This is a genomic window from Serratia sp. X10 (assembly GCF_017811775.1).
Classification (GTDB): domain Bacteria; phylum Pseudomonadota; class Gammaproteobacteria; order Enterobacterales; family Enterobacteriaceae; genus Serratia; species Serratia ureilytica.
Genome location: NZ_JAEIOH010000003.1, coordinates 295,705 through 319,116, shown reverse-complemented (window position 1 = coordinate 319,116; position 23,412 = coordinate 295,705). Strand labels below are relative to the sequence as shown.

Sequence of the window (23,412 nt, the reverse complement as noted above, 5' to 3'; positions counted from 1 at the left end):
TGAAGTCAAACGCTCGTTCAGCATAAACGGCTATAGCTTATAGCCGTTATGCGATGGGGGATTATCGGCTGAGTGAACGCAGCACCACGATGCCCGGCGTGGCCATCACGTAATCCATAAAGGGCGAATCGACGACCTGCATGTTGGCCTTGCGCGATGAGGCGTTGCGCAGCACCGGGCCGTTGTCGGTCATGACGAAGATGCCGGTATGGGTCACGTCCAGCCCGGCGAGGTTGGTGTAAATGCCGATGTAGTCGCCGGTGCGCAGCTGGGCCAGTACCTTGTCGTCGACGCGATCGCTGGGAATGTAGGTCACGCTGCGCTGCACGACGGGCAAGCCGGGCAGGTAGCTGCCGCCGTCGGCTTTCTGATTGAGGTTTTTCACGAGGCTGACGGCGTGCGGGCTGAGCTGGGCGGTGATGTCTTCGGCCACTTTTTTCGGCCGCTGCGCCCAGTCGGTGAAGAAGTGTTTGCGCTGCGGGAAGGCGATTTTGCCGTCGACATAGCGGATGTCCACCAGGCGCTGAACGAACTCGGCTTCGTTGCGGGCGGTGCTGAGCGCTTCGACATAATCGATGTAGGTGAAGCAATCCAGCCCGCGGAAGTCGATCACCAACTGCTCGGGCGTGCTCTGCGAACCGATCAGGCGGTTGGCGAGATAGGGCGTGCCGAGGAATTCGCGCGAAATCAAATCGACGGTGCGGCCATGCGGCTGCGCGGCGGGCCAACCGGCGCGCAGTGCGAGGATCTCACGCAGCTTGCTGCGGGTGCTGTCATCCATCTGCGGTTGCAGGTTCGGCGGCGAAACGGCGGCGTCGGTCGGCGGCGTTGCGGGGGTGACGGCGGTGGGGCGATCGGCGCATCCGCTCATGGCGATAGCTAACATCAGTAAAACAGCCTTGTTCTTGTTCATACGGCCCTCCATGGGTGTCGCTGGTTTATCAGAGTAAGTGATAACAGTTCTCATCCGATGGTAGGGGTTAAAAAGTAAACATAACCTCAATGGGAATCGATAAATCAGTAACCGATTTCGCTATTGAACGGCAAATACCAGAACAGCGCGATTTCGTGATCGGCGATCTCCGGTTCGGCGCGGTACAGCAAGCGATCGATGCCGCCGAGGATAAATCCATAGTGCTGGTAGCAGCGGCAGGCCGCCAGGTTGTTGTTCTGCGTTTCGAGCATCATACCTGAGGTTTCCTGCTGCCGCGCCCACTGTTTGGCGCAGTCCAGCAGCGCCCCGGCGATGCCTTGGCGGCGCGCGTCAGCGCTGACGGCGATCTCGTCGATCAGGGTGTAGCCGTTCCAGTTTTTGCTCAGCGTGATGTGGCCAACGGCGTCGTTCTGGCGATAAGCCAGGAAGGTCACGCTGTCTTCGTTGGCGAACGGCGCCAGGGGATAGCGTTTGCGAAACGGCGCCACCGGGCGGGTTGGCCAGCTGTCCACCGGGCTGTCGAACTGCGGCAGGGCGTAACAGGCGATGGTGAAGCTGAAATCGCCGCGGGCCAGATAATCGTCGGGCAACGTCTCAATGGCTGCGATGCGGATGGCCGGGTTCATTACGGCAGCTCCCGCAGCAGACGCGCCGGGTTGCCGGCGTAGATCCCCTTGCGGGTGATGTCGCGGGTCACGACCGCCCCGGCGCCGATCACCGCGTCGCTGCAGATCGTCACCGCCAGGATCGTGGCACCGGAACCGATGGACACCCGATCGCCGATGCAGGTGCGCCCCCAGCTGGCCGGATCGGCGTTGGGCGCGCCGTCCCGAAACAGATCGTTGGCGAAGGTGACGCCGTGGCCGACAAAGCACGCTTCGCCGAGGGTAACGTATTCGCAGATAAAGCTGTGCGACTGAATTTTACTGCGCGCGCCGATGCTGACGTGGCGCTGGATCTCGACGAACGGGCCGACGAAGACATCGTCGCCGAGCCGGCAGCCGTAAAGATTGCAGGGTTCTACCACGGTGACGTTGCGCCCGGCGTCGACGTCGACGATCCCCGCCTGGCGGGTAATGATAGCGGATGACATAACCTTCCTCACAGCCTGGGTTTAATGGGGAGAGTATAAGAGAAAGCGCCGCGCCTTTCGCTTTCCGCACGTTTTTTCGCCAAAAGACTATAATTAGTACAGGGGAGAGAGCCCCGTGGCCGCAATCCTCGCACGGGTAGCTGTCCGTCAGAGGTGTGAAATTCGTTCGCCGATCGCGGCCTACGGCGAGATAGGAGGTGTCTCATGGTCAGTCATGTTTGGGGACTTCTGGCGCATCCCAGCGCCGAGTTCGAACAGATCAAAAGCGAGAATGAAAGCGTCTCGCACCTATACACCCATCACGTGTTGCTCTTGGCAGCAATCCCGGTGGTCTGCGCCTTTATCGGCACCACCCAGTTGGGCTGGCTCTCCGGCGAGGGACATGCCATCAGGCTCGACATGTTTACCGCGTTTTATACCGCCGTGGCGTTCTACCTGCTGATGCTGGCAGGCGTAGCAGCCATGGGGAAAGTCATTCACTGGATGGCGCGGCGTTATGAATCGCGCCCAAGCCTGCACCGCTGCATGGTGTTCGCCGGCTACGTGGCGACCCCGATGTTCCTCAGCGGGGTAGTGGCGCTTTATCCGGTCGTCTGGCTGTGTCTGTTTGTCGGCATTATCGGCCTGTGCTATTCGGGCTATCTGCTGAATCTGGGGATCCCACACTTCCTGAATATCGACAGTAAGGAAGGGTTCATCTTCTCCAGCTCGACCTTCGCCATCGGCATTCTGTTGCTTGAGCTGCTGCTTGGGGTGACGGTGCTGCTGTGGGGGTACGGTTCCTGGTTGTTCTGAGTTAACGGTTGTTGTTATCGCCCCCGCGCCGGTGGAACGGCGCGGGGGCTTTTGTTTTTAGGCTATGCGCGGCGGAAAACCAGCATCACGCCGAGCACGATGCCCGCCATGCCCAGCAGGCTCAGCGCGGCCAGCGCGTGGCCGAGCAGCAGATAATCCAGCAGGGCGGTGACCGCCGGGATCAGGTAGAACAGGCTGGTCACCTGCACCAGGTTGCCGCGCTGGATCAGCCGATACAGCAAGAACGTCGCCAGCACCGAGATCACCACCGCCATCCACAGCAGCGGCAGCACGAACTCAGGCCGCCATTCGACCCGCAGCGGCTCAAACGGCAGCGCCAACGCACACATCAACAGCCCGACGGCATACTGCAGCGGCAACACCGCCAGCGGCGGCTGCGTCATGCCCTTTTGCAGCAGGGTGCCGGCGGTCATGCAGCCCAAGGCGATAAAGGCGAACAGCATGCCGCTCAGCGAGAAATGGGCCACCATCAGGCTTTGGTACACCACCAGCGTCAGCCCCGCCAACGCCAGCGCCAACCCGAGCGCGCGCAGCCCGGCGCAGCGCCGTTCGGTAATGAACTGGGTCAGGATCGGCTGCACGCCAAGCAGCGTGGCCAGCACGCCAGGGGTAATGCCCCGTTCGAGGGCCAGCAGATAGCAGATCTGATAGCTGCCGATCATCAGCACGCCGATCAACGCGACGCGCCGGCGGGTGCCGGCGGCGGGCAGGCACTGGCACCGCCACAGGCCGATGGCCAACAGCACCGCCAGCGCGATGGCGCAGCGGAAGAACAGAAAAGCGAAGGCGGAGGCGTGCTCCAACCCCCAACGGGAGAAGATCGCGCCGCTGCTCCAAAGCAGGACGAACAGAGTAGCCAGGCCGGCATTGGCCCAGAGAGAAGGTAATCGCATATCAATTTCACCTGTCGTGAAAATTACAGGCTCCGGCGCGCGCGGCGGTCTACGCCTGAACGCAACAAATCAACATAAGCCGGAGGTAAAAAGTCGGTGTGGCTTAGCGCACGACCACAATGCGTGGCGGGTAAGCGGCAACCGCGGAAACGACAGAGAAAACGGCGGGTGGAGCGGAGGAAGCACACAGCAAAACGACGGCCGGAACGGTCGCGTTTGTCGGATCTGTGCTGTGCGCCAGGTAGGTCATGTGAGTTCCTGAAAACCGTGAATGAAACCAATCGCTTCAAACATAGCCAAGTTCAGCGGGGCGCGCAACCGAAAATCACAGAAGTACAGATGATAATGAAAATCATTATCATTAAATTAAAGGTGTGCTATGTTGCTGCAAAAACGCAGTTTTAACGCCAGCGCGAGGCGCAAGGGGGTAGGCTCCCCGCCGCCGTTTCCCGTCATGCGTGCGGCAAGAGACTTTACGATTCGTTTTTGCAGAGGGCGCGCAATCGTGATAAAAACATTGATATGTTATAATATAACAATTAACGCATGATGAATTCAGCTCACGACATCCTCCATGTTGATGAGGTTAGCCTGACCGGCCACGGCGGGGCCTCGATACTCGACAACATCCATTTCACGCTGCGCGCCGGTGAGAAGCTGGCGGTGATCGGTCCTAACGGCAGCGGAAAATCCAGCCTGTTGCGCACGCTGATCGGCGAAACGCGTCCGGACAGCGGTGAGATTTACTGGCGCGGGCGCGCTTTGTCCGGCTTGTCGGCGGCGGAACGCGCCAGAAGCATCGCCTTTCTGGCGCAAAACGATCTGCCGGATTTGCGGCTGTCGCTGGAGGACTATGTGGCGTTAGGGCGTTTGCCGCATGGCGAACGGCCCGCGGCGGGAAAACGCATCGTTGACGAGACTATCGGGGAAACCGGTCTGGCGCCGCTCAGGCACCACCCGTTGGGGCGGCTCTCGGGCGGCCAGCGTCAGCGCGCTGCGTTGGCCCGGGCGTTGGCGCAGACTCCCGACCTGTTGTTGTTGGATGAGCCGACCAATCACCTCGATCCCCCCGGGCGTTCGGCGCTGCTGTCGTTAGTAAAACATAAAGCCATCGCCGTGATTGCGGTGCTGCATGACCTGCCCGTGGCGGAGGCGTTCGCCGATCGGATCCTGGTGCTCAACGAAAGCCGCCAGGTGGCCTGTGGCTCGCCCGCGGCGGTGTTGCAAACCCCGGTAATTCTGCCGGTGTTCGGCATGCACAGTTTCAGCGTGGCGCATCCCGTCAGCGGGAAAACGCTGCGTATTTTTGAAGTTCCCCATTGCGCTTGATAAACCAGAGAAAAACATGAACATACGCGTACTCCCCTTGCTCCTGCTGTTGGCCGGCGGAGCGGCAGCGGCCGAAAAATTTCCCGTCACCGTAGAAAGCTGCGGTACGCCGATCACCTTCAATCAGGCACCGCAGCGCGCCGTCATCAACGACATCAATATGGCCGAGATGGCTTTTGCGCTTCATCTGCAGGATCGGATCGTCGGGCTGACCGGCATCACCGGCTGGTACAAATTGACGCCTGACTTCAAGACGGCGATGGGCGCCATTCCCGAACTGGCGCCGAAGTATCCCGCCCTGGAAACGTTGCTGGCGGCGCAGCCGGACTTTTTCTTCGCCGGCTGGAATTACGGCATGAAGATCGGCGGCGACGTCACGCCGGAGACGCTCGCGCCGTTCGGCATCAAAACGCTGGTGCTGAGCGAGAGCTGCGTACAGGCCGGCGGCCGGCCGCAGAAGGCCGATATGAACCTGCTGTATGACGATGAGCTGAAGCTCGGCAAGATTTTCGGCAAGCAGCGAGAGGCCGCCGCGCTGATTGAGGGCTGGCGCCGCCGGTTAGCTGCGCTGCCCGCCAGACCGGCGGGTCAGGCGCCGCTCAAGGTGTTCGTGTATGACTCGGGAGAAGAGAAGCCTTTTACCAGCGGTAAATACGCCATGCCGACGGCGATCGTCGAAGCGGCGGGCGGCCGCAACGTGATGGATGGTTTGGCGGCGAGTTGGACGACGGCATCCTGGGAGGCGGTGGCGGCGGCGGAACCCGACTTCATCATTCTGCTGGATTACCAGACCGGGTCAGGCGCCGAGGCGCTGCGGCGTTTCCTCGAGTCTCATCCGTTAATGAAGTTGACGCCTGCGGTACGGCACCATCGTTATCTGAAACTGCAGTATGCGGAGCTGACGCCGGGGCCGGCCAACATCGGCGCGGTGGAAAAGCTGGCGCGGGCGCTGTACGCGCCGGAGGCTGAATGAACTCGCCGACACGGCGGTTTATGGTGCTCGCGCCGCTGGCGCTGTTGACGTTGTGCGGATTAATGGTCTGGAGCCTGCAATTGGGCAGCGTCGCGCTGTCATGGCGGCAGGCGTTGGCGGCGTTAGGGATAGGTTCGGCGCCGCTTTCCGGCATGCTGGACACTATCGTCGTGCAACTGCGCGTACCTCGGGCCTTGTTGGCGGCGTTGACCGGCGCCGGGCTGGCGATGACCGGCGCGCTGCTGCAGACCACCACCCGCAATGAGCTGGCCGATCCATTTTTGTTTGGGCTTTCCTCCGGCGCCGCCGCCGGCGCGGTGCTGGTCATCACGCGCTTCGGCGATGCGCTGGGGGCGCTGACGTTGCCGCTGTCCGCTTTCGTCGGCGGCATTCTGTCCGCGTTGGCGGTGATGATCCTGTTTCGCGTCAGCCGGGTCAGGCGCGCCGAGCAGCTTATCGTCTGCGGCCTGGCGGTCTCATTTTTGTTCAGCGCGCTCACCAGCTATCTGGTCTTTTCCGGCGATCAGCGTGCGGCCGGTTCAGTGTTGTTCTGGTCGCTGGGCGGCCTGGGGTTGGCGCGTTGGGATAATCTGTTCATTCCGCTGGTGAGTTTCGCACTGTTGGCCGGGTTTACGGCGCTGCGTTGGCGGGCGCTGGACGCGCTGCTGGCGGGCGAGCAAACCGCCCATTCGATGGGCGTCAACGTGGCGCGCCTGCGCACCGAGACCTTTCTGTGCTGCGCATTGTCTACGGCGTTTCTCGTTTCGCTGACGGGGGTGATCGGTTTTGTCGGGCTGATGGTGCCTTATCTGGCCCGGCGCCTGGTAGGTGTGCGCCACCGCTTGTCCGTGCCGATGTGCGGCCTGCTGGGGGCGATGCTGCTGACCGGCGGCGACATGCTCAGCCGCAGCCTGATCCCCAATCAGGAGCTGCCCATCGGCATCATTACGGCGGGGCTGGGGGGCGCGTTCATCGTCTCCTTGCTGTTGCGCGCGGAGCGGTGAACGCCATTCTGCGAAGATAACGTCGTCTATCGAAGGCCCGCGCCGGGTGGGCGGCGGGCCGATCGTGCGGCGTTTAGCGGGGGTCTTCGGCCCAACCTTTGCGTTTGCTGGTTTTGCCGATGCCGGGGTTGAAGCTGTTGGTCGGATCGGCAGCGCGGTAGAACGCCTGCAGATCCGGTTTGGCATGGTACAGGTGGCCGACGTTATGCTCCGCCGGGTACTCGGCGCCGCGCCGGTTGAGGATCTCGAGCATCTTTTCTTTCAGTGCATGGCTGTCCACGCCTTTTTTCACCACGTAGTCCTGGTGGAAGACGTGGCACATAAAGTGGCCGTAATACAGCTTATGCACCAACTGACTGTCGATTTCCGGCGGCAGCGTTTCGAACCAGTCGGTGTCGTTGCGGCGCAGGGCGATGTCCAGCGCCAGAATATCCTCCACCTTGTCGGCGTGCACCGCGTGGTAGCGCACGGCGGCGCCGGCGGCGGCGAAGCGGTGCAGGAAAGCCTTTTTGCCCTCGTCAGGCGTGCAGGCGAAGAAGGCGCCTTCGGCCTGGGCGAAATAGTCGGTCAGGTAGCGCTGGGCCTCTTCCACGCCGGGGCCGGCCATCTTCAGCAGCAGATGGTGTTCGAAACGTTCACGGTATTCCTTCATGCGTTTCGGCAGGTGGCTCGGCGCCAGATGGCTCAGGCCCTGCATCAGCCGATCGGTCAGGTTGTGCGGCAGCAGCGGCAGCTTGTTGAGGCTGGCGTCCATACGGCCCTTCAGAGTGAAGAAGCGCGGCATCTGATCGGTGCCGAGCTTGTCGATCATCATGAAGGTGTCTTTGCCGTACACCTCGGCGATGTCGAAGATATCGCGGTGCATGTATTCACCGGCCACCGGCAGGTTTTCGAATTTGCTCAGCATGTGGCGGCGCAGTTCGGTCAGCACCGCGGTGTCGTTGGTGCCGATATAGAACACCTGCTCTTTGCCCTCTTTCTCGAAGGTGTCGAGCCGCACCGCGAACACCGCCAGTTTGCCGGCGCAGCCGGAGGCTTCGTACAGGCGGCGTTTGTCGGCGTTGAAGCGGGAAGGGGTGTCGGCGTCGACGTCGCGCACCCGGCTGGCGTACTCGTTATCCGAGGCGCGCAGCTCGCCGTATTCGACGTCGCTCGGGCGATAGTCGCCTTTTTCCAGCCGGGTGAGGATCTCTTCCGGCGTGTCGCCAAGCCGGATGCCCAGATGGTTAACCAGGCGCAGCTGGCCGTCTTCCCCTAACTGGGCGTACAGCGCCATTTCGGTATAGGCCGGGCCGCGTTTCACCAGCGAGCCGCCGGAGTTGTTGCACACGCCGCCGATCACCGAGGCGCCGATGCAGGAAGAGCCGATCACCGAATGCGGTTCACGGCCGTAGGGCTTGAGCAATTTTTCGAGGTGGTGCAGGGTGCTGCCGGGGAAGCCGACCACCTGCTTGCCGTTGTCCAGCACCTGAATATGGTCGAGGCGCAGGGTGCTGACGATGACGATATCGCGATCATAGTTGTTGCCGCTGGGGGTTGAGCCCTCGGTCAGGCCGGTGTTGGCGGCCTGCATGATGACGATTTTATCGGCGGCCACGCAGGCCTGCAGAATGCGCCACAGCTGCAGCAGGCTAGTGGGAAACACCACTGCCAGCGCCTGGCCTTCGCCGGAGCGGAACCCTTTGCGATACCGTTCGGTGTTGCGATCGCCGGTCAACAACTGCGGGCCGCCGACGATGTCCTTAAGCTGGTTGAGAAACGCCTGATTGCCTGACTGCATGCTGCCTGTCTCCCTGTCATCCCCGTCGCTTTAACCGCGGCGCCGGAGTGCCGCGCAGTCAGCTAAGAGGCTATTAATTAAATAACTTATTAAGCTATCAGCTTGTCAAGCTAATGGCTTGCGGATTTAGTAGCGTTCGGCGTAACCGGCACGACGCTCTTCGTCGCGCAGCGTCAGGATCTCCACGCCGTCGGCGGTGACCGCTACGGTGTGTTCCCACTGCGCCGACAGTTTTTTGTCGCGCGTCACCACCGTCCAGCCGTCTTTCTTCTGCTTGATGCGGCGGTCGCCCTGATTGATCATCGGCTCGATGGTGAACACCATGCCTTCCTGCAGCGCCATGCCGCTGCCGGGTTGGCCGTAGTGCAATACCGCCGGCTCTTCGTGCATGTCGCGGCCGATGCCGTGGCCGCAATACTCCCGCACGATGCTGTAGCCGGCCTGCTCGGCGTGGCGCTGGATGGCGTGGCCGATATCGCCGAGGGTGGCGCCCGGTTTCACCGCGCGAATGCCCTGCCACATCGATTCATAGACGTTGTTCACCAGCCGTTTGGCCAGCGGCGTCACCTGGCCGATGCAGTACATCTTGCTGGAGTCGGCGATGTAGCCGCCGTTTTCCAGCGTGATGTCCACGTTGACTATCATGCCGGAACGCAGGATTTTGCTGGCCGACGGCACCCCGTGGCATACCACGTCGTCGACTGAGGTGTTGAGCACATAGGGGAAATCATACTGCCCCTTGCTGGCCGGGCGCGACTTCAGTTCTTCGACGATAAACGCCTCGGCGCGGTCGTTGATCTCCATGGTGGAGATGCCTTCGACGATGACCTCATCGAGCATAGCAAACACTTTAGCCAGCAGAGCGCCGGAATGGCGCATTTTGGCAATCTCTTCCGGCGTTTTAATCACAATCTGTTTCACCCGACAATCTCCTTCAGCGTCAACGCGTTATCTTTCATCATTTTTTTTACCAGTTGCGGGTAGGTCAGTTCCGGATGGAACTCCGCCAGCATGCCGATCTTGATCCAGTACTCGGCCTGCGCGTTGATCGAACGCGTCATGGTCAGACTGGCGAGGCGCAGATCGTCATGCAGCGCGTCCGAAATTTTTACGATGCCCATCGGCGTCTCCATAAATGAACGATATACGAAGTGTATACGCTTTGGATGGTCACGATGTGGCAATCTGTGGCGTAAGAAGATTCTGGCAACAACGATTGCCGCCGCCAGGCAATGCGTTTATTGTGATGAACGACTTTTTTGCCATGATTTTTCAGAAGGATTTAAGGCGTGACTAAACTACGTGTTGGGGTGATTTTTGGCGGTAAATCGGCGGAGCATGAGGTGTCGCTGCAGTCGGCCAAAAACATTGTGGATGCAATCGACAAAGAGAAGTTTGACGTCACGCTGCTGGGGATCGACAAACAGGGGCAGTGGCACATCAACGACGCCTCCAACTATCTGCTCAATGCCGAGAACCCGGCGCTGATCGCGCTGAACCGCTCGAACAAGAACGTGGCGCTGATCCCGGGCCAGGAAAAACAGCAGCTGATCGAAGCGGGCAGCGCCGGCGCGCTGGGCCAGCTCGACGTCATCTTCCCGATCGTGCACGGCACGCTGGGGGAAGACGGCTCGCTGCAGGGGCTGCTGCGCATGGCCAATATGCCGTTCGTCGGCGCCGGCGTGCTCGGCTCGGCGGTCAGCATGGATAAAGACGTGACCAAGCGCCTGCTGCGCGACGCCGGGCTGGCGGTGGCGCCGTTCGTCACTCTGACCCGCGCCAATCGCGCCGGGTTCACGTTTGAGCAACTGAGCGAGCGCCTCGGCCTGCCGCTGTTCGTCAAGCCGGCCAACCAGGGCTCGTCTGTGGGGGTCAGCAAGGTGGAAAACCGCGCCGAGTTTGACGCGGCGGTGGCACTGGCCTTCAGTTTCGATCACAAAGTGCTGGTGGAGTCGGCGATCGTCGGCCGCGAGATCGAGTGCGCGGTGCTGGGCAACGACGATCCGCAGGCCAGCGTGTGCGGCGAGATCGTGCTGAGCGACGCTTTCTACTCCTACGACACCAAATACATCAATGAGCAGGGCGCTCAGGTGGTGGTGCCGGCGGCGATCGCGCCGGAAGTGAGCGACCACATCCGTGAGGTGGCGCTGAAGGCGTTCCGCGCGCTGGAGTGCTTCGGGTTGGCGCGGGTGGATGTGTTCCTGACGCCGGATAACCAGGTGGTGATCAACGAGATCAACACGCTGCCGGGCTTCACCAACATCAGCATGTATCCCAAGCTGTGGGCCGCCAGCGGCGTCAGCTACCAGGCACTGATCACGCGCCTGATCGAATTGGCGCTGGAGCGCCACCAGCAGGATCGCGCGCTGAACAGTTCGGTGTTCGATCGCTAAACGCGGCAGGGGGCGGCGGTGCCGCCCCCGTCCATCACTTCACCGTCACGTCGATATCGCCGAAATACTTCTTCGACAGCGCCGTCACCGTGCCTTGCTGTTTCACTTTGGCGATGGCGGCATCCAGTTTCTTCTTCAGCGCCTCATCCCCTTTGCGCAGGCCGAAGGCGATGCCTTCACCGAGGATCTTGTCGTCGCGCACCGCCTCGCCGACGAAGGCGAAGCCTTTCCCGTCCGGCTGCGACAGGAAGCCGCTTTGCCCCGAGGGCGCCATCACCAGCGTGGCGTCGAGCCGACCGGCCGCCAGATCGAGATACACCTGATTCTGATCCTGATAAGACACCACATCCACGCCCGCCGGCGCCCAATGGGTTTTGGCGTAAATCTCCTGAATCGAGCCTTGCAGCACGCCCACGTGTTTGCCCGCCAGCGCTTTGGCGTCCGGCAGCAGGCCGCTGCCCGCTTTGGCGATCAGGCGGTTCGGCACCTGATAGATGGCGTCAGTAAAGGCGATCGCCTGGCGCCGCTGTTCGGTCACGTTCATCGCCGAGTTGATGGCGTCGAACTTGCGCGCCTGCAGCGCCGGGATCAGGCTGTCGAACGAGGTTTCCACCCAGCTGCATTGCAACTGCGCGGCGGCGCACACCGCGTCGCCCAGTTCAATGTCGAACCCTTCCAGTTTGCCGCTGGCGGATTTGGATTCGAACGGCGGATAGAGCGCTTCCAGACCGAAGCGCAGGCTGTTTTCCGCCGCCAGAGAAGAGCCGGCGGCCAGCAGGCATCCGGCGGCGAACAGCGTTTTCAAAGCTTTCATAGGCAGTGCCCCTTTCCCATGGTCGGACAAAAAATTACACCTGGCTCAGGCGGCGCGCGCCTTCCAGCAGGGTCTCGTTATCTTTGGAAAAACTCAGCCGAATAAGGCCGGTATCGGTGCCGTCGCTGTAGAACGCCGACAGCGGGATCGTCGCCACCTTCGCTTCGCGGATCAAGCGCACGGCGAAATCATTGTCGCTTTCGTGACTGAAGCCGCTAAAGCGGGCCAGCATGAAGAAGCTGCCGCGGCTGGGCAGCAGCTCAAAGCGCGAATCCTGCAGGGCGCTGGCCAGCAGATCGCGCTTTTGCTGGTAAAACGCCGCCAGCCCCAGGTAACTCTGCGGGTTGGCGAGCGCGGCGGCGAAGGCGTACTGCATCGGCGTATCGGCGGAGAACACCATGAACTGGTGCACCTTGCGGATCTCGTCCATCAACGCCGCCGGCGCCAGGCAGTAGCCGACGCGCCAGCCGGTGACATGGTAGGTTTTACCGAACGACGACACGATCACGCTGCGTTCCGCCAGCTGAGGATAGCGCGCCATGCTGTGGTGAATATCGCCGTCGAACACCACATGCTCGTAGACCTCGTCGGACAGGATCACGATGTCGGTGTCGCGGGTCAGGGCGGTCAGGCGGTCGATATCCTGCGCGTCGAACACCGCGCCGGTCGGGTTGTGCGGCGTGTTGACGATGATCATGCGCGTTTTGCCGTTGATGGCGGCGGCCACTTCGTCCCAGTCGACGCGAAAGTCCTGCAGCGACAGTTTGATCGCCACCGGCGTGGCGCCCTGCAGGCGCACGATCGGCGCATAGCTGTCGAACGCCGGTTCGAAATAGATCACCTCGTCGCCGGGGTGCACCAGCGCGCTGATCGCCGAGTACAGCCCTTCGCTGGCGCTGGCGATCACCGTGATTTCTTCGTCGGCGTCATAGCGCGCGCCATACAATCGTTCAGCTTTTTCCGCCAGAGCAGCACGTAACGCCGCCACGCCGCTCATCGGCGCGTATTGGTTATGACCTGCGCGCATGGCTTGCGCCGTTGCCTCGATCAGCTGCGGGTCACCGGCGAAGTTGGGCGCGCCCTGCGACAGGTTGAGGGCCTGATGTTCGGCGCTGAGTTGGCCAATGACGGTGAAGATGGTGGTGCCGACGTCCGGCAGCTTCGAGCGGGATGAGCAGGCGCTCTGCATGATGGGCTCCAGGCAAACAGGGAAGTGTTGAGCGATTAAGCATCAGGCGGCGTAGGCGGACAAGGGAAAGTTTGTCATACTTGCCATGCACTACGATCATACCTAATCGAGGCACGCTATGCCGATATCCCTGCCGTCGCTCGACGTATTGAAAACCTTTGTGGTGGTGGCGCAACGCCTCAACTTTACCCATGCCGCCCGGCAGCTGCACCTGACGCAGGGGGCGGTCAGTCGGCAAATTCTTGGGCTGGAACAGCGTCTGGGCTATCCGCTGTTCAGCCGTCAGGCGCGCGGTCTGGCGCTGACGCCGCAGGGCGCGCAGCTGCTGGCGCCGGTGCAGCAGGCGCTGGGGCAGTTGGATGAAGCCCTGACGCGGGCCGCCGCCCCGCCGGGGGCGCTGCGCATCAAATGCCCGACCTGCGCCATGCGCTGGGTGCTGCCGCGCATCATTCGCCTGCAAAATGAACGGCCGGACATGCATATCGAGCTGACCGCCTCGGTGTCGCACGGCCTGGATTTCAGTACCGAGCAGTTTGACGCCGCGGTGGTATTCGGCCGGCCGCCGGGTAAAAAGCTGACCGCGCACTTGCTGTTCGATGAAATCCTCACGCCGGTCTGCACGCCGACGTTTCTGCCGCCGGCGGCCCGGTTGATGGACTTGACGGACAAAACTCTGCTGCACCCGACGCGCGATCGGCGCGACTGGCTGCGCTGGCTGAAGGCGGCGGGCGCCGATGCGTTGCCGTCCGGTAAGGCCCAGCATTTCGATACCCTCGATCTGGCGATGAGCGCCGCGCTGCAGGGATTCGGCATCGCCATCGGCGATCTGTGCCTGCTGGAGGAGGATATTCAGGCGCAGCGCATCGTAACGCCGTTCCCGCTCTGCGTCAGCAGCGGCGCGGCCTATTATTTGGTCTATCCTGAACGCACGGTGGCGCCGCCGACGTTAACCGCGCTGGTCGATTTTCTGGCGGCGGAGGCCGCCGACAACCGCGCCCGGCTGCAGAATTACCTGCCGATAACCTGTCATGCTTTGTAAACATTAGCGATGCGAATTCCCTTGGCGATGAAACAGAGTGTGGCAAACTGTTTCTTCACTCCGATTAAACTCCGCGGCGTTGGCGGCGGAAACACGCCTGAGATAAAACAAGATGAAATGGCTTTGTGTGGTGAGTATGTTGTCCGGTCTGGCCCTCAGCCCGGTTTTTGCGCAGGAAACGCCGATAACGCAGGGCATTCACGCCCAGCAGCGCGACGCCTTCGTGTCCAATTTGATGAAGCAGATGACGCTGGAAGAGAAGATTGGCCAGCTGCGGCTGATCAGCGTCGGGCCGGATAACCCGAAAGAAGCGATCCGCGAGGGGATCCGCAAAGGGCAGATCGGCGCCATCTTCAATACCGTCACCCGGCCGGATATCCGGGTGATGCAAGATCAGGCGATGCAGCTCAGCCGCCTGAAAATCCCGTTGTTCTTTGCCTATGACGTGGTGCACGGCCAGCGCACCGTGTTCCCGATCAGCCTGGGGCTGGCGGCCAGCTTCGATCTGGAAGCCATCGCGCTCAGCGCCCGGGTCGCGGCGCAAGAGGCCAGCGATGACGGCCTGAACATGACCTTCGCGCCGATGGTCGATATCACCCGCGATCCGCGCTGGGGCCGGGTTTCCGAAGGCTTCGGCGAAGACACCTGGCTGGTCTCGAAAATCGCCAAGGTGATGGTCGACGGTTTCCAGAACGGCGACCCGGCCAAACCCGGTTCGGTGATGGCCAGCGTCAAGCACTTTGCATTGTACGGCGCCGTCGAAGGCGGCCGCGATTACAACACCGTCGACATGAGCCCGCTGCGCATGCATCAGGACTATCTGCCGCCTTACAAAGCGGCGGTGGACGCCGGCAGCGGCGGGGTGATGGTGTCGCTCAACTCGGTGAACGGCGTGCCGGCCACCGCCAACCCGTGGCTGCTGAAAGATCTGCTGCGCGAGCAGTGGGGCTTTAAAGGCATCACCATCAGCGACCACGGCGCGATTAAGGAACTGATTAAGCACGGCGTGGCCGCCGACGCGCGCGACGCGGTGCGCCTGGCGATCACCTCCGGCGTCGATATGAGCATGAGCGACGAGTTCTACGACAAATACCTGCCGGGTCTGGTGAAGGACGGACTGGTGTCTGAAAGCGATATCGACCGCGCCTGCCGCGACGTGCTGAACACCAAATACGACATGGGGCTGTTCAAGGATCCGTATGTGCATCTGGGGCCGGTGGGTTCCGATCCGCAGGACACCAACGCCGAAAGCCGTCTGCACCGCGCCGAAGCGCGGGTGGTGGCGCGCAAGACGATGGTGCTGCTGAAGAACGATAAACAGACGCTGCCGCTTAGCAAGCAGGCGACCATCGCGCTGGTCGGGCCGATGGCCGACAGCCAGCGCGACGTGATGGGCAGTTGGTCAGCCGCCGGGGTGGTCAAGCAGTCGGTCACCCTGCGCGAGGGGCTGGAGCGGGCGGTGGGCGACAAGGCGCGCATTCTGTACGCCAAGGGCGCCAACGTCACGCAGGATAAAGGCATCATCGACTATCTGAACGAGTATGAGCCGGCGGTGGCGTTCGATACCCGTTCGCCGCAGCAGATGATCGACGAAGCGGTGCAGGCGGCGAACAAGGCCGACGTGGTGGTGGCGGTGGTGGGGGAATCGCAGGGCATGGCGCACGAGGCCTCCAGCCGTGCCGACATCACGATCCCGCAGAGCCAGCGTGATTTGATCGCCGCGCTGAAAGCCACCGGCAAGCCGCTGGTGCTGGTGCTGATGAACGGCCGGCCGCTGGCGCTGAGCTGGGAGAGCGAGCAGGCGGACGCGATGTTGGAAACCTGGTACAGCGGCACCGAGGGCGGCAACGCGGTGGCGGACGTGCTGTTCGGCGACTATAACCCGTCGGGCAAGCTGCCGATGACCTTCCCGCGCTCGGTCGGCCAGATCCCGATGTACTACAACCACCTGAACACCGGCCGGCCGTTCGGCAAGGAGAACCCGGGCAAGTACACCTCGCGCTACTTCGATTCGCCGAACGGCCCGCTGTATCCGTTTGGTTACGGCCTGAGCTACACCACCTTCAGTCTGTCGGATCTGAAATTGTCCAGCCCGACGATGGCGCGCAACGGCAAGTTAACCGCCAGCGTCACGCTGAAGAATACCGGCAAGTACGACGGCGCCACGGTGGTGCAGCTGTATCTGCAGGACGTCACCGCGTCGGTCAGCCGCCCGGTGAAAGAGCTGCGCAACTTCAAGAAAGTGACGCTGAAGGCCGGTCAGTCGCAGCAGGTTGAGCTGCCGATTAGCGAAGACGATCTGAAGTTCTACAACGCCAGCCTGAAGTGGGGGGCGGAGCCGGGCAAATTCAACGTGTTCGTCGGCCTGGATTCCGACAACGTGCAGGCGCAAAGCTTTACGCTGAAGTAACCTTTTCCCCCTCTTTCACTGCGGTGGGAGAGGGGGCATCCATCCCTTTCCGCTAACGTCACCGGAGCTTGCCTCATGAAACGCTATCTGGACTGCAGCGCCAGCGATCTGGCCGATATCGGCAAAACCGATCTGCTCTACGCCATCCGCGCCAGTGAAGGGCGCATTTTGGTCAGCGAAACCATCGCGGTCACTCAGCCGCTGCTCAATAACGTCACCAACGCCGAACTGGCGGCCAGCCAGGGCGCCGACCTGCTGCTGTTGAACCTGTTCGACGTCGATCGTCCGCATATCGCGGGCCTGCCCGCCGACGTGCCGCCGCAGGAGGCGCTGCGCACGCTGCAGCGCCTGACCGGGCGGGTGATCGGGGTGAACCTGGAGGCCGTCGATCCGGCTTTCGCCAGCGAACATAACGACTTTTGGCAGATGACCGCGGGCCGCGCCGCCACCGCCGAGAATGCGCGCAAGCTGTATCAGCTCGGCGCGCGCATGCTGGTGCTGACCGGCAACCCGAACAATGGCGTCAGCAATCAGGCGATCGCCGCCGCGCTGAAAGCGATCCGCGAGGAAGTGGGCGACGAGATGGTGCTGGTGACCGGCAAGATGCACGGCGCCGGCATCGTGCGCGAAAGCGGCAGCCAACTGATCGGCGAGCAAGACATCGCGCTGTTCGTGGAGAACGGTGCGGACATCGTGCTGCTGCCGGCGCCGGGCACCATTCCCGGCATGTCGCAGGAGAAAGTGGCGGCGCTGATCGCCTTTGCCCAGCGGCAGGGGGCGCTGGCGATGACGGCGATCGGCACCTCGCAAGAGGGGGCCGACGTGCAGACCGTGCGGCAGATTGCGCTGATGAGCAAAATGGCCGGCGCGGATCTGCACCATATCGGCGATACCGGCTTTTTGGGGCTGGCGCTGCCGGAAAACATCTTCGCCTACAGCGTAGCGATTCGCGGCGTGCGCCACACCTACAGCCGCATGGCGCGTTCAATTAACCGCTGAAATGGCTGCCGCTTGCGGGCTTTTCTTCCGCTAGGCAACATTCGCAACCCATAGCTTAATAACGCCGGCAGACAAAGGTCGGGCTTTGAAGCGTACTGACCACATACAGGTTGCCGAGTACGTGTTCGACGGCGACATGGTAGGAGATTCGGGGATCTTCCGACTGCAAAAAGGTCGCCCAAAGGGGGGCGGGAACCGTATCTCCGGCATGTTTACGGTCGGCGGCGAATCGCAGCGTATACCCATCGCCGCCGCCATCCTCTTCATCCGTCTCATCGCCGGGGGTGTCATACACATAGTGAAGTTCGCGGTTCAGCACATAGGTTTTTTCTTGTCGCTCGATAAAGCCATTGAGCCTGATAAAGCCAGTGCCGTTGTGGTAGAGGAAAAAATACATCTTTGCTTTTAAAACCGCGGCGGGCTCCATGGCAGGGCCATAGCGGTTGCGCGTGGTGATCTCCGCTTCGCAACGCAGTAAGGTTTTAGGATGGTGCGACAGCTGGGCGACCTGGCTTGCCAGAGGCGCCATCAGCAATAACAAGCCGACGATGAAGCGTGTTTTTTTGTTCATGGCGTCATACCGTCGGTGTTTTTGATCGTGCGGCACCGGCCATATTGACCGGGTTGCACCAGATTGCAAATGGCGATGAAGGTGACCTGAAAAGGAAGATTGGGGTTGGCGATTTTGGTGTAGAACAGATCGGCGGGCGTCGTGCCGCAGTCGGTCGCTTCAGCTTTCAATGCAGCGGCAATTTGCGCTTGCGTTTCATGCCGGTCGTTCAGCGCGGCGGTTTCCAAAGTAAAAACGTTGCACAGCTCATGGCGATAAAAAAAATCGACCCTGGCGTTTTTGAACGCGTGAACCGGCCGGTTGAACCACAATAAAGCGCAGACGAGGCTAAAGCACGCAATCATCATCAATACAGCGGCAAGGGGCGCTTTTTTTGCCTGGCAGATATTCCCATGCCGTTTTAACAGCGCGCTGGCTCGGGTCAACAGGGGGGGAATAACCGTTTTTGGGTTGTCCGGTGAGCGCATGTTTTCGCATGAGGTAATTTCCGCTTCAAGAATGAAACCCAGCTTGGGGATGGTAATAATGATTTGCGGATCCAGTGCCAGCGATTCAAGCGCTTTTCTTATCTCACTGATGCAACCATTCAGATTATTGTTTGAACCCACAAAACCATTATCTTCCCAGACCCGCTGCATCAAATGCCTGCGGGTGAGCATCTCTTTATGATGGGTAACCAACTCTAACAATAAGCGGGTGGCAGGGTTAGATAACGGCATAAAAGATTCCCGTTCATTGATGATGAACAATGCGCGTTCGGCAGGTGAGAAAATAATCATCTGATTAATGACGTATTCCATAATGTGCTGCTTGCCCTTATAGCGACGGCGAAATTTAGCGAGGACAGAGTTATCTATTATTTTTCACCCGTCAAGATGATGGCGGTTTTTTCATGTTGTGAAATTTTTGGCGAAAGTTTAAACGTACGGATGTTGCCAGTTTTATAATATTAGGTTTTCTTTGTTTTGGTTTTTAATTCTTTATTTATATATTTTTAGGAATTAAAAACTGTTTTCATGGTTAAATGCAATACATATTTCTTGTTTTTGGCTGCGGCGATACTATGGAACTCGCTGGGTAATGCGACAGGATTTTGCCGTAAATCCACGTTTAAATTGCGGGTTTTCTTTGTTTGACGCCTGAATGGCCAAGAGGAAAAGGTATGTTTAAAAGAAGCTGGACGCTTTTACGCTATAGGCGAAAATTCTTTGAAGCTATTCAATCTGTCGGGATTGTGATGGCGATAGTTACCGGGCTGGTGTTGCTGGCAGGCATTTCGTTTATTGCAATTGAAAAATGGCTCAGCCTTTTCTGATGGTTTTTCGGATATATATTTTGGGATGAAGTTATTATGTCTATTCCATGTTTAAAGTTCATGGTGATGGTCTATGTCAGCGTATTGCTTTTGTTGGGTGGCTATATTTATCACTATGATATGAACTATTTCTCGCTGACGTTTCCATATTCTCTTGTGATTGGGGGGGGCCTGTTTGCTTTATTGGGCGTCGGCGGCGCGATCCTTTTTTTGCGAAAAACGTGGGGGATGACCCCCGCGTGTTTTTTCTTTGCGCTGGGCGCGGTGATATTGCTGCTGCCCCTTTTTTATTCTCGTGCCGAGTGGGGCGTGCTTACCGTCGGGCGAATGGCCTGCCTGTTTGGCAGTTGGATTATTTACTTTATCCTATTGCAATATCGGGTCATGCCACACGTGCGTATTGCGTTTATCTATACGCTGGTATTAGCCGCAGCCGTGGGAGGCATTTGGCTTTTTTCCTTCCCGGCCGAGGCGGCGGCGGGCTATGCCGGCAGCGGGGGGCGTTGGCCGGATGCCGCGAGCAGTATATTGGCGAGCGGATTATTGGCGGGATGGGGTCTGACGGTGTTGCCTCGGTTCCGCATGTTGCGCCGAGATAGCGAGCGATGGCGTATTTTACTCTTGCTGCCGCTCTTGATCGGTTTATCCGCCGCGCTGGGCTGGGGGGCATCGCAGACCGTTTGTCTCAGCGTGCTATTGGGTGCCGCGCTGCTGACCCTGATGTTTGTGCGCAGATACCCGCTGCATTGCGTGCTCGCGCTGCTGATGACGGCATTGGGATGCTGCCTGGCGATATTGGCGGATGAATTGAACGCCGGCGTTCGTTTGTCGAATGCCGCGCCTTGCTGCGATACGCTGCTTGATTCGCTGGCGCTGGTGGCAGAGCGGCCGTGGTCAGGATGGGGCTATGGCCGATTCGAGCATGGCTTTGAGCATTTACAGGCCCATGCGCTGCCCGCGGTAGCGCGGGCTGGCGCAGCGCGGCAACCCTATAACGAGCTCCTGCTGTGGTGGATAGAAGGCGGCGTCGTTGCGTTGGCGGGCATGCTGTGCCTGCTGGCGGGCGTGGCGGCGCTGGTGCGCCAAACATGGCGACGGGAGCGCATCGCCGCCCGCTTGCACAGCCCGGCCGCCGGGGAAGAGGCCGCGTTGGTGGCGAGCGGCATTCCCTTGCTGCTGTGCGCGCAGTTTTCCTACCCGTTCGGGCTGTCGCTCATCCAATGGGCGGTTTTGACGCTGCTGCTCGTTACATTGGATGGGCGCAGCAGGTTCAGCGCCGGCCGGTTTTGCCGGTTTGTTTTCGCGCGGAGGGAAACGGCGTGAACACGGTCATCAATATCGCCTTCCTGGATATCGACCGCTTTTTTGTCGCCGGGACGTATCGGGCGCTGAGCGACTATTTTGGTGAACGTGGCATCGAGGCGCGCTGCTGCGAGCCGATGAATGCCGACCTTGTGTTCCAGGCGATCGCCAAAGGCGACATGGCGCGTTTTTGCCATCCTCCCCATGCTCCTCACGCCCTTTATCTCGCCGTTTACGATCTCAGAGAAGCCCGCATTCGCGCCATTTCGGGGTGCCTGAGGGAAGCGGGCAGGGTGTACCGCAATGAAGGCGTCGCAAAGCTGTTGCACACGGTAGCGCGGGTGATAAAAGGCCGAACCGGCGGCGCCTGCGGTTTTTCTTGTTGCGCCTGGTGTCAGCCGTTGCCATTGACGCCGCAGGAAAAACAAGTGATGCGTTACCTGAGTTGGGAAATGACGCCGACCGCCATTGCCCGTCGGCTTCGGGTCAGCATCAAGACGGTGAGCACGCATAAACGGGCGGTGATGAGAAAGATGCATTTTCAGCGCGATGCGGAGCTTTACCGCTGGTTGCGTCAGGGGGGATTCGGTCCGGGAAATGGCGATAGCCACATCGTCTGAGCGATAGCATGGCAGGTCCGGGCCTGATGGCCCGGAGCGACTTACCAAAACAGCGGCGTGGTGCTTTCGGCCAGAAATGCCAGCAGCGTTTCATTGACCGCCGCCGGATTTTCCTTGTTGCTGATATGCCCGGCGTTGGGGATCAGCACATGTCGGCAGCCGAGAAGATCCGCCATGCGCTGGCCTTCCGCCGGCGGGCGCGGCTTATCCTGCGCGCCGGTGATGACGATGCTGGCGGCGGTGATGTGTTCCAGCAGCGCCAGCTTGTCGGGGCGGCCGAAGATCATCCGGCCCAGCGGCACGATGCTTTCGCGCAGGCGCTCGGCGGGCAGGCTTTGCAGATGGGCCAGCAACGGCTGCGACAGCGCAGCGGGCACGTCGTCGGAATAGAACTGCGCGGCGATATATTCCAGCAGCGGCGGCGTAATGGCGCCGGCCTGTTCCACGGCGGCCAGCATGCCCATATAGCGCTGCCGCGCCTCTGGGGTTTCGTCGCCCAGGTAGCTGTCCAGCAGCGCCAGCACTTTCACCCGCTCCGGCGCCAGCGCCGCCAGTTCGGCGCCCCACATGCCGCCGACGGACAGGCCGACGATGCCGAACTCTTCAATATCCAAATGATCCATCAGCGCCAAATGATCGGCGGCGATATCCGACAGGCTGTTTCGCCCGGGCGGCAGCGCCGGTGAATCGCCGTGGCCCCAGAGATCCGGCACGATGAGGCGGTAGCGTTTAGCCAGCGCTTCGAACTGCGGCGCCCACATATTCAGATCGAACAGATAGCTGTGGCCCAGCAGCAATGGAAAGCCTGAACCTACGTCGAGATAATGCAGGGATTTGCCCATCGTTGGCATCTTATCGGTTCCTTATATAAAAAGAGTCCCGGCTGCTTATATCACACTCATATTCGACCCACGGTATTAATTTACCTTAAATTACTCAGGCGGAGGCTTATTTTTAATTACCCATTGCTAACAAGACGTCAATAAAAGGTGACATTAAGGAAAATATTCTGGTCGATGCCAGAGCCTTGGTTTATGCTGGCGCTCCTTTCGGTATGGAATAGATAAACAGGGAGTCGCGATGAAAAGACTTTTCAGACTATTAATTATTTTGCTTGTCATTTTGCTGCTGGCGGCGGTGCTGTGGTGGTTCTTCGGGCGCGGCAATCCGAATGCGCTGTGGCAGATAGTCAGCCAACAGTGCGTGCCCAATCAGCAGCAGAACCACGATCCCGCGCCCTGCTTAAAGGTGGATTTAACCGAGGGATATGTGCTGTTTAAGGACAGCAAGGGCCCTTACCACGATCTGGTGATGCCGGCCGAAAAGGTCAGCGGCATCGAGAGTCCGATATTGCAAGCGGAGCGAACGCCGCCTTATTTCGCCCAGGCCTGGAATAACCGCGAACATATATCCAGCGAGCTGGGTAAACCGTTAAAAGACGCATGGGTTTCTCTGGCGGTCAATTCGAAATATGGCCGCTCTCAAAATCAGCTGCATATTCACGTTGCCTGTTTGCGCCAGGATGTCTATAACGCGCTGGGGGAACAGGCTGAGCAATTAGATCAACAGTGGCGGCCGCTGGCGGTGAAATTGGTCGGCCATCAATATCTGGCCAGAAAATTGGCGGGCACCGATTTAACCCAGGAAGATCCTTTCCGCTTGTTGCAAAACTACGTGGTCGAGCAGGGCGACAGCATCGGCAATTACGGCCTGGCGCTGGCGGTCAGCCCGAAGGGCGAGATGCTGCTGTTGGCAAACCGTCTGAAGTTGACCGATCTCAACCTGGGGTCGGCCGGTGAAATTCAGGACTACCGGTGCGAGATCGCGGGGAACTGAGTTTTTCTTATCGCTCCCCGTCGCTGGGGAGCGTATGCCGTGCGATACGAACTAACCAAATGTATTAACTCGTTTTTATTTTATTCTCCCTCATCTGCTTGA

Annotated in this window: 24 protein-coding genes; 12 read left to right on the top strand and 12 right to left on the bottom strand. The window is 60.2% G+C overall.

Features of this window, described 5'->3' with window-relative positions; all coding sequences use genetic code 11:
- Nucleotides 1-61: 61 nt before the first annotated feature.
- The 3 genes from J9788_RS11865 to J9788_RS11855 form a co-directional block, all read right to left on the bottom strand.
- Nucleotides 62-913 carry a DUF1460 domain-containing protein gene (locus J9788_RS11865; RefSeq protein WP_046896847.1) on the bottom strand — a complete coding sequence of 284 codons (852 nt, stop codon included), beginning with the start codon at nt 911-913 and terminating at the stop codon, nt 62-64.
- Nucleotides 914-1,017: 104 nt separating this feature from the next.
- Nucleotides 1,018-1,560, bottom strand: a complete 543-nt coding sequence (locus tag J9788_RS11860; RefSeq protein WP_033652386.1) for a GNAT family N-acetyltransferase — start codon at nt 1,558-1,560, stop codon at nt 1,018-1,020.
- Nucleotides 1,560-2,027 (bottom strand): acyltransferase, encoded by a 468-nt coding sequence (locus J9788_RS11855; protein WP_069100124.1) that lies wholly within the window; start codon nt 2,025-2,027, stop codon nt 1,560-1,562. Before J9788_RS11855 ends, J9788_RS11860 begins: the two co-directional genes overlap by 1 nt.
- Before the next feature lie 204 nt (nt 2,028-2,231).
- Between J9788_RS11855 and J9788_RS11850 the strand changes: the two genes are divergently transcribed.
- Complete coding sequence (locus J9788_RS11850) at nt 2,232-2,822, top strand: Yip1 family protein (RefSeq protein ID WP_019453944.1); 591 nt, start codon at nt 2,232-2,234, stop codon at nt 2,820-2,822.
- Nucleotides 2,823-2,884: 62 nt separating this feature from the next.
- Here J9788_RS11850 and J9788_RS11845 read toward each other — a convergent pair whose 3' ends face one another.
- Nucleotides 2,885-3,736: a DMT family transporter gene (locus J9788_RS11845; protein ID WP_182264930.1), complete on the bottom strand. Its 852-nt coding sequence runs from the start codon at nt 3,734-3,736 to the stop codon at nt 2,885-2,887.
- Nucleotides 3,737-4,282: 546 nt separating this feature from the next.
- On the opposite strand from J9788_RS11845, the gene J9788_RS11840 reads away from it, so the two are divergent.
- From J9788_RS11840 to J9788_RS11830, 3 genes are read left to right on the top strand one after another with little or no spacing between them, the layout of a single operon-like run.
- Nucleotides 4,283-5,065 (top strand): ABC transporter ATP-binding protein, encoded by a 783-nt coding sequence (locus tag J9788_RS11840; protein ID WP_227414553.1) that lies wholly within the window; start codon nt 4,283-4,285, stop codon nt 5,063-5,065.
- A 16-nt stretch (nt 5,066-5,081) separates the two neighbouring features.
- Complete coding sequence (locus tag J9788_RS11835; protein ID WP_182264929.1) at nt 5,082-6,038, top strand: ABC transporter substrate-binding protein; 957 nt, start codon at nt 5,082-5,084, stop codon at nt 6,036-6,038.
- On the top strand, nt 6,035-7,042 hold the full coding sequence (locus J9788_RS11830) for an iron ABC transporter permease (RefSeq protein ID WP_033652390.1): 1,008 nt from the start codon (nt 6,035-6,037) through the stop codon (nt 7,040-7,042). Before J9788_RS11835 ends, J9788_RS11830 begins: the two co-directional genes overlap by 4 nt.
- Nucleotides 7,043-7,115: 73 nt before the next feature.
- On the opposite strand, the gene dld is transcribed toward J9788_RS11830, so the two are convergent.
- From dld to J9788_RS11815, 3 genes are all read right to left on the bottom strand, one after another.
- Entirely contained in the window at nt 7,116-8,822 is a 1,707-nt protein-coding gene (dld, locus tag J9788_RS11825; protein WP_182264928.1) for a D-lactate dehydrogenase, read from the bottom strand.
- Between the two features lie 126 nt (nt 8,823-8,948).
- Complete coding sequence (gene map / locus J9788_RS11820; protein ID WP_033642282.1) at nt 8,949-9,743, bottom strand: type I methionyl aminopeptidase; 795 nt, start codon at nt 9,741-9,743, stop codon at nt 8,949-8,951.
- Nucleotides 9,740-9,943 (bottom strand): ParD-like family protein, encoded by a 204-nt coding sequence (locus J9788_RS11815; protein ID WP_006324220.1) that lies wholly within the window; start codon nt 9,941-9,943, stop codon nt 9,740-9,742. The genes map and J9788_RS11815 overlap by 4 nt, the downstream gene beginning before the upstream one ends.
- Nucleotides 9,944-10,111: 168 nt before the next feature.
- On the opposite strand from J9788_RS11815, the gene ddlA reads away from it, so the two are divergent.
- Nucleotides 10,112-11,215, top strand: a complete 1,104-nt coding sequence (gene ddlA / locus J9788_RS11810; RefSeq protein WP_015377061.1) for a D-alanine--D-alanine ligase — start codon at nt 10,112-10,114, stop codon at nt 11,213-11,215.
- A 34-nt stretch (nt 11,216-11,249) separates the two neighbouring features.
- On the opposite strand, the gene J9788_RS11805 is transcribed toward ddlA, so the two are convergent.
- Both J9788_RS11805 and J9788_RS11800 read right to left on the bottom strand, forming a co-directional pair.
- On the bottom strand, nt 11,250-12,029 hold the full coding sequence (locus tag J9788_RS11805) for an ABC transporter substrate-binding protein (protein WP_046896852.1): 780 nt from the start codon (nt 12,027-12,029) through the stop codon (nt 11,250-11,252).
- A 34-nt stretch (nt 12,030-12,063) separates the two neighbouring features.
- A complete protein-coding gene (locus tag J9788_RS11800) occupies nt 12,064-13,218 on the bottom strand; it encodes a pyridoxal phosphate-dependent aminotransferase (RefSeq protein ID WP_049208944.1) in 1,155 nt (384 codons plus the stop codon).
- Between the two features lie 118 nt (nt 13,219-13,336).
- Here J9788_RS11800 and J9788_RS11795 point away from each other — a divergent pair, with 118 nt between their 5' ends.
- The 3 genes from J9788_RS11795 (at nt 13,337) to J9788_RS11785 (ending at nt 17,666) form a co-directional block, all read left to right on the top strand.
- Complete coding sequence (locus J9788_RS11795; RefSeq protein ID WP_182264927.1) at nt 13,337-14,257, top strand: LysR substrate-binding domain-containing protein; 921 nt, start codon at nt 13,337-13,339, stop codon at nt 14,255-14,257.
- Between the two features lie 112 nt (nt 14,258-14,369).
- Nucleotides 14,370-16,667, top strand: a complete 2,298-nt coding sequence (gene bglX, locus J9788_RS11790; protein ID WP_182264926.1) for a beta-glucosidase BglX — start codon at nt 14,370-14,372, stop codon at nt 16,665-16,667.
- A gap of 75 nt (nt 16,668-16,742) precedes the next feature.
- Nucleotides 16,743-17,666, top strand: coding sequence for a PEP phosphonomutase (locus tag J9788_RS11785; protein WP_046896856.1), 924 nt, complete (start codon nt 16,743-16,745; stop codon nt 17,664-17,666).
- A gap of 55 nt (nt 17,667-17,721) precedes the next feature.
- Here J9788_RS11785 and J9788_RS11780 read toward each other — a convergent pair whose 3' ends face one another.
- Nucleotides 17,722-18,237 (bottom strand): hypothetical protein, encoded by a 516-nt coding sequence (locus J9788_RS11780; protein WP_182264925.1) that lies wholly within the window; start codon nt 18,235-18,237, stop codon nt 17,722-17,724.
- Nucleotides 18,234-19,037, bottom strand: a complete 804-nt coding sequence (locus J9788_RS11775; RefSeq protein ID WP_182264924.1) for a winged helix-turn-helix domain-containing protein — start codon at nt 19,035-19,037, stop codon at nt 18,234-18,236. The genes J9788_RS11780 and J9788_RS11775 overlap by 4 nt, the downstream gene beginning before the upstream one ends.
- 362 nt (nt 19,038-19,399) lie before the next feature.
- Between J9788_RS11775 and J9788_RS11770 the strand changes: the two genes are divergently transcribed.
- From J9788_RS11770 to J9788_RS25170, 3 genes are read left to right on the top strand one after another with little or no spacing between them, the layout of a single operon-like run.
- On the top strand, nt 19,400-19,552 hold the full coding sequence (locus J9788_RS11770; RefSeq protein ID WP_182264923.1) for a hypothetical protein: 153 nt from the start codon (nt 19,400-19,402) through the stop codon (nt 19,550-19,552).
- 36 nt (nt 19,553-19,588) lie between these two features.
- On the top strand, nt 19,589-20,875 hold the full coding sequence (locus tag J9788_RS11765) for an O-antigen ligase (RefSeq protein ID WP_182264922.1): 1,287 nt from the start codon (nt 19,589-19,591) through the stop codon (nt 20,873-20,875).
- A complete protein-coding gene (locus J9788_RS25170) occupies nt 20,872-21,474 on the top strand; it encodes a LuxR C-terminal-related transcriptional regulator (protein ID WP_182264921.1) in 603 nt (200 codons plus the stop codon). Before J9788_RS11765 ends, J9788_RS25170 begins: the two co-directional genes overlap by 4 nt.
- Before the next feature lie 41 nt (nt 21,475-21,515).
- On the opposite strand, the gene J9788_RS11755 is transcribed toward J9788_RS25170, so the two are convergent.
- The gene (locus J9788_RS11755; protein WP_094142463.1) at nt 21,516-22,316 is read right to left on the bottom strand and encodes an alpha/beta fold hydrolase; all 801 of its coding nucleotides are present in this window, start codon (nt 22,314-22,316) and stop codon (nt 21,516-21,518) included.
- Between the two features lie 238 nt (nt 22,317-22,554).
- Here J9788_RS11755 and J9788_RS11750 point away from each other — a divergent pair, with 238 nt between their 5' ends.
- A complete protein-coding gene (locus tag J9788_RS11750) occupies nt 22,555-23,310 on the top strand; it encodes a CDP-diacylglycerol diphosphatase (RefSeq protein WP_182264920.1) in 756 nt (251 codons plus the stop codon).
- Nucleotides 23,311-23,412: the final 102 nt, after the last annotated feature.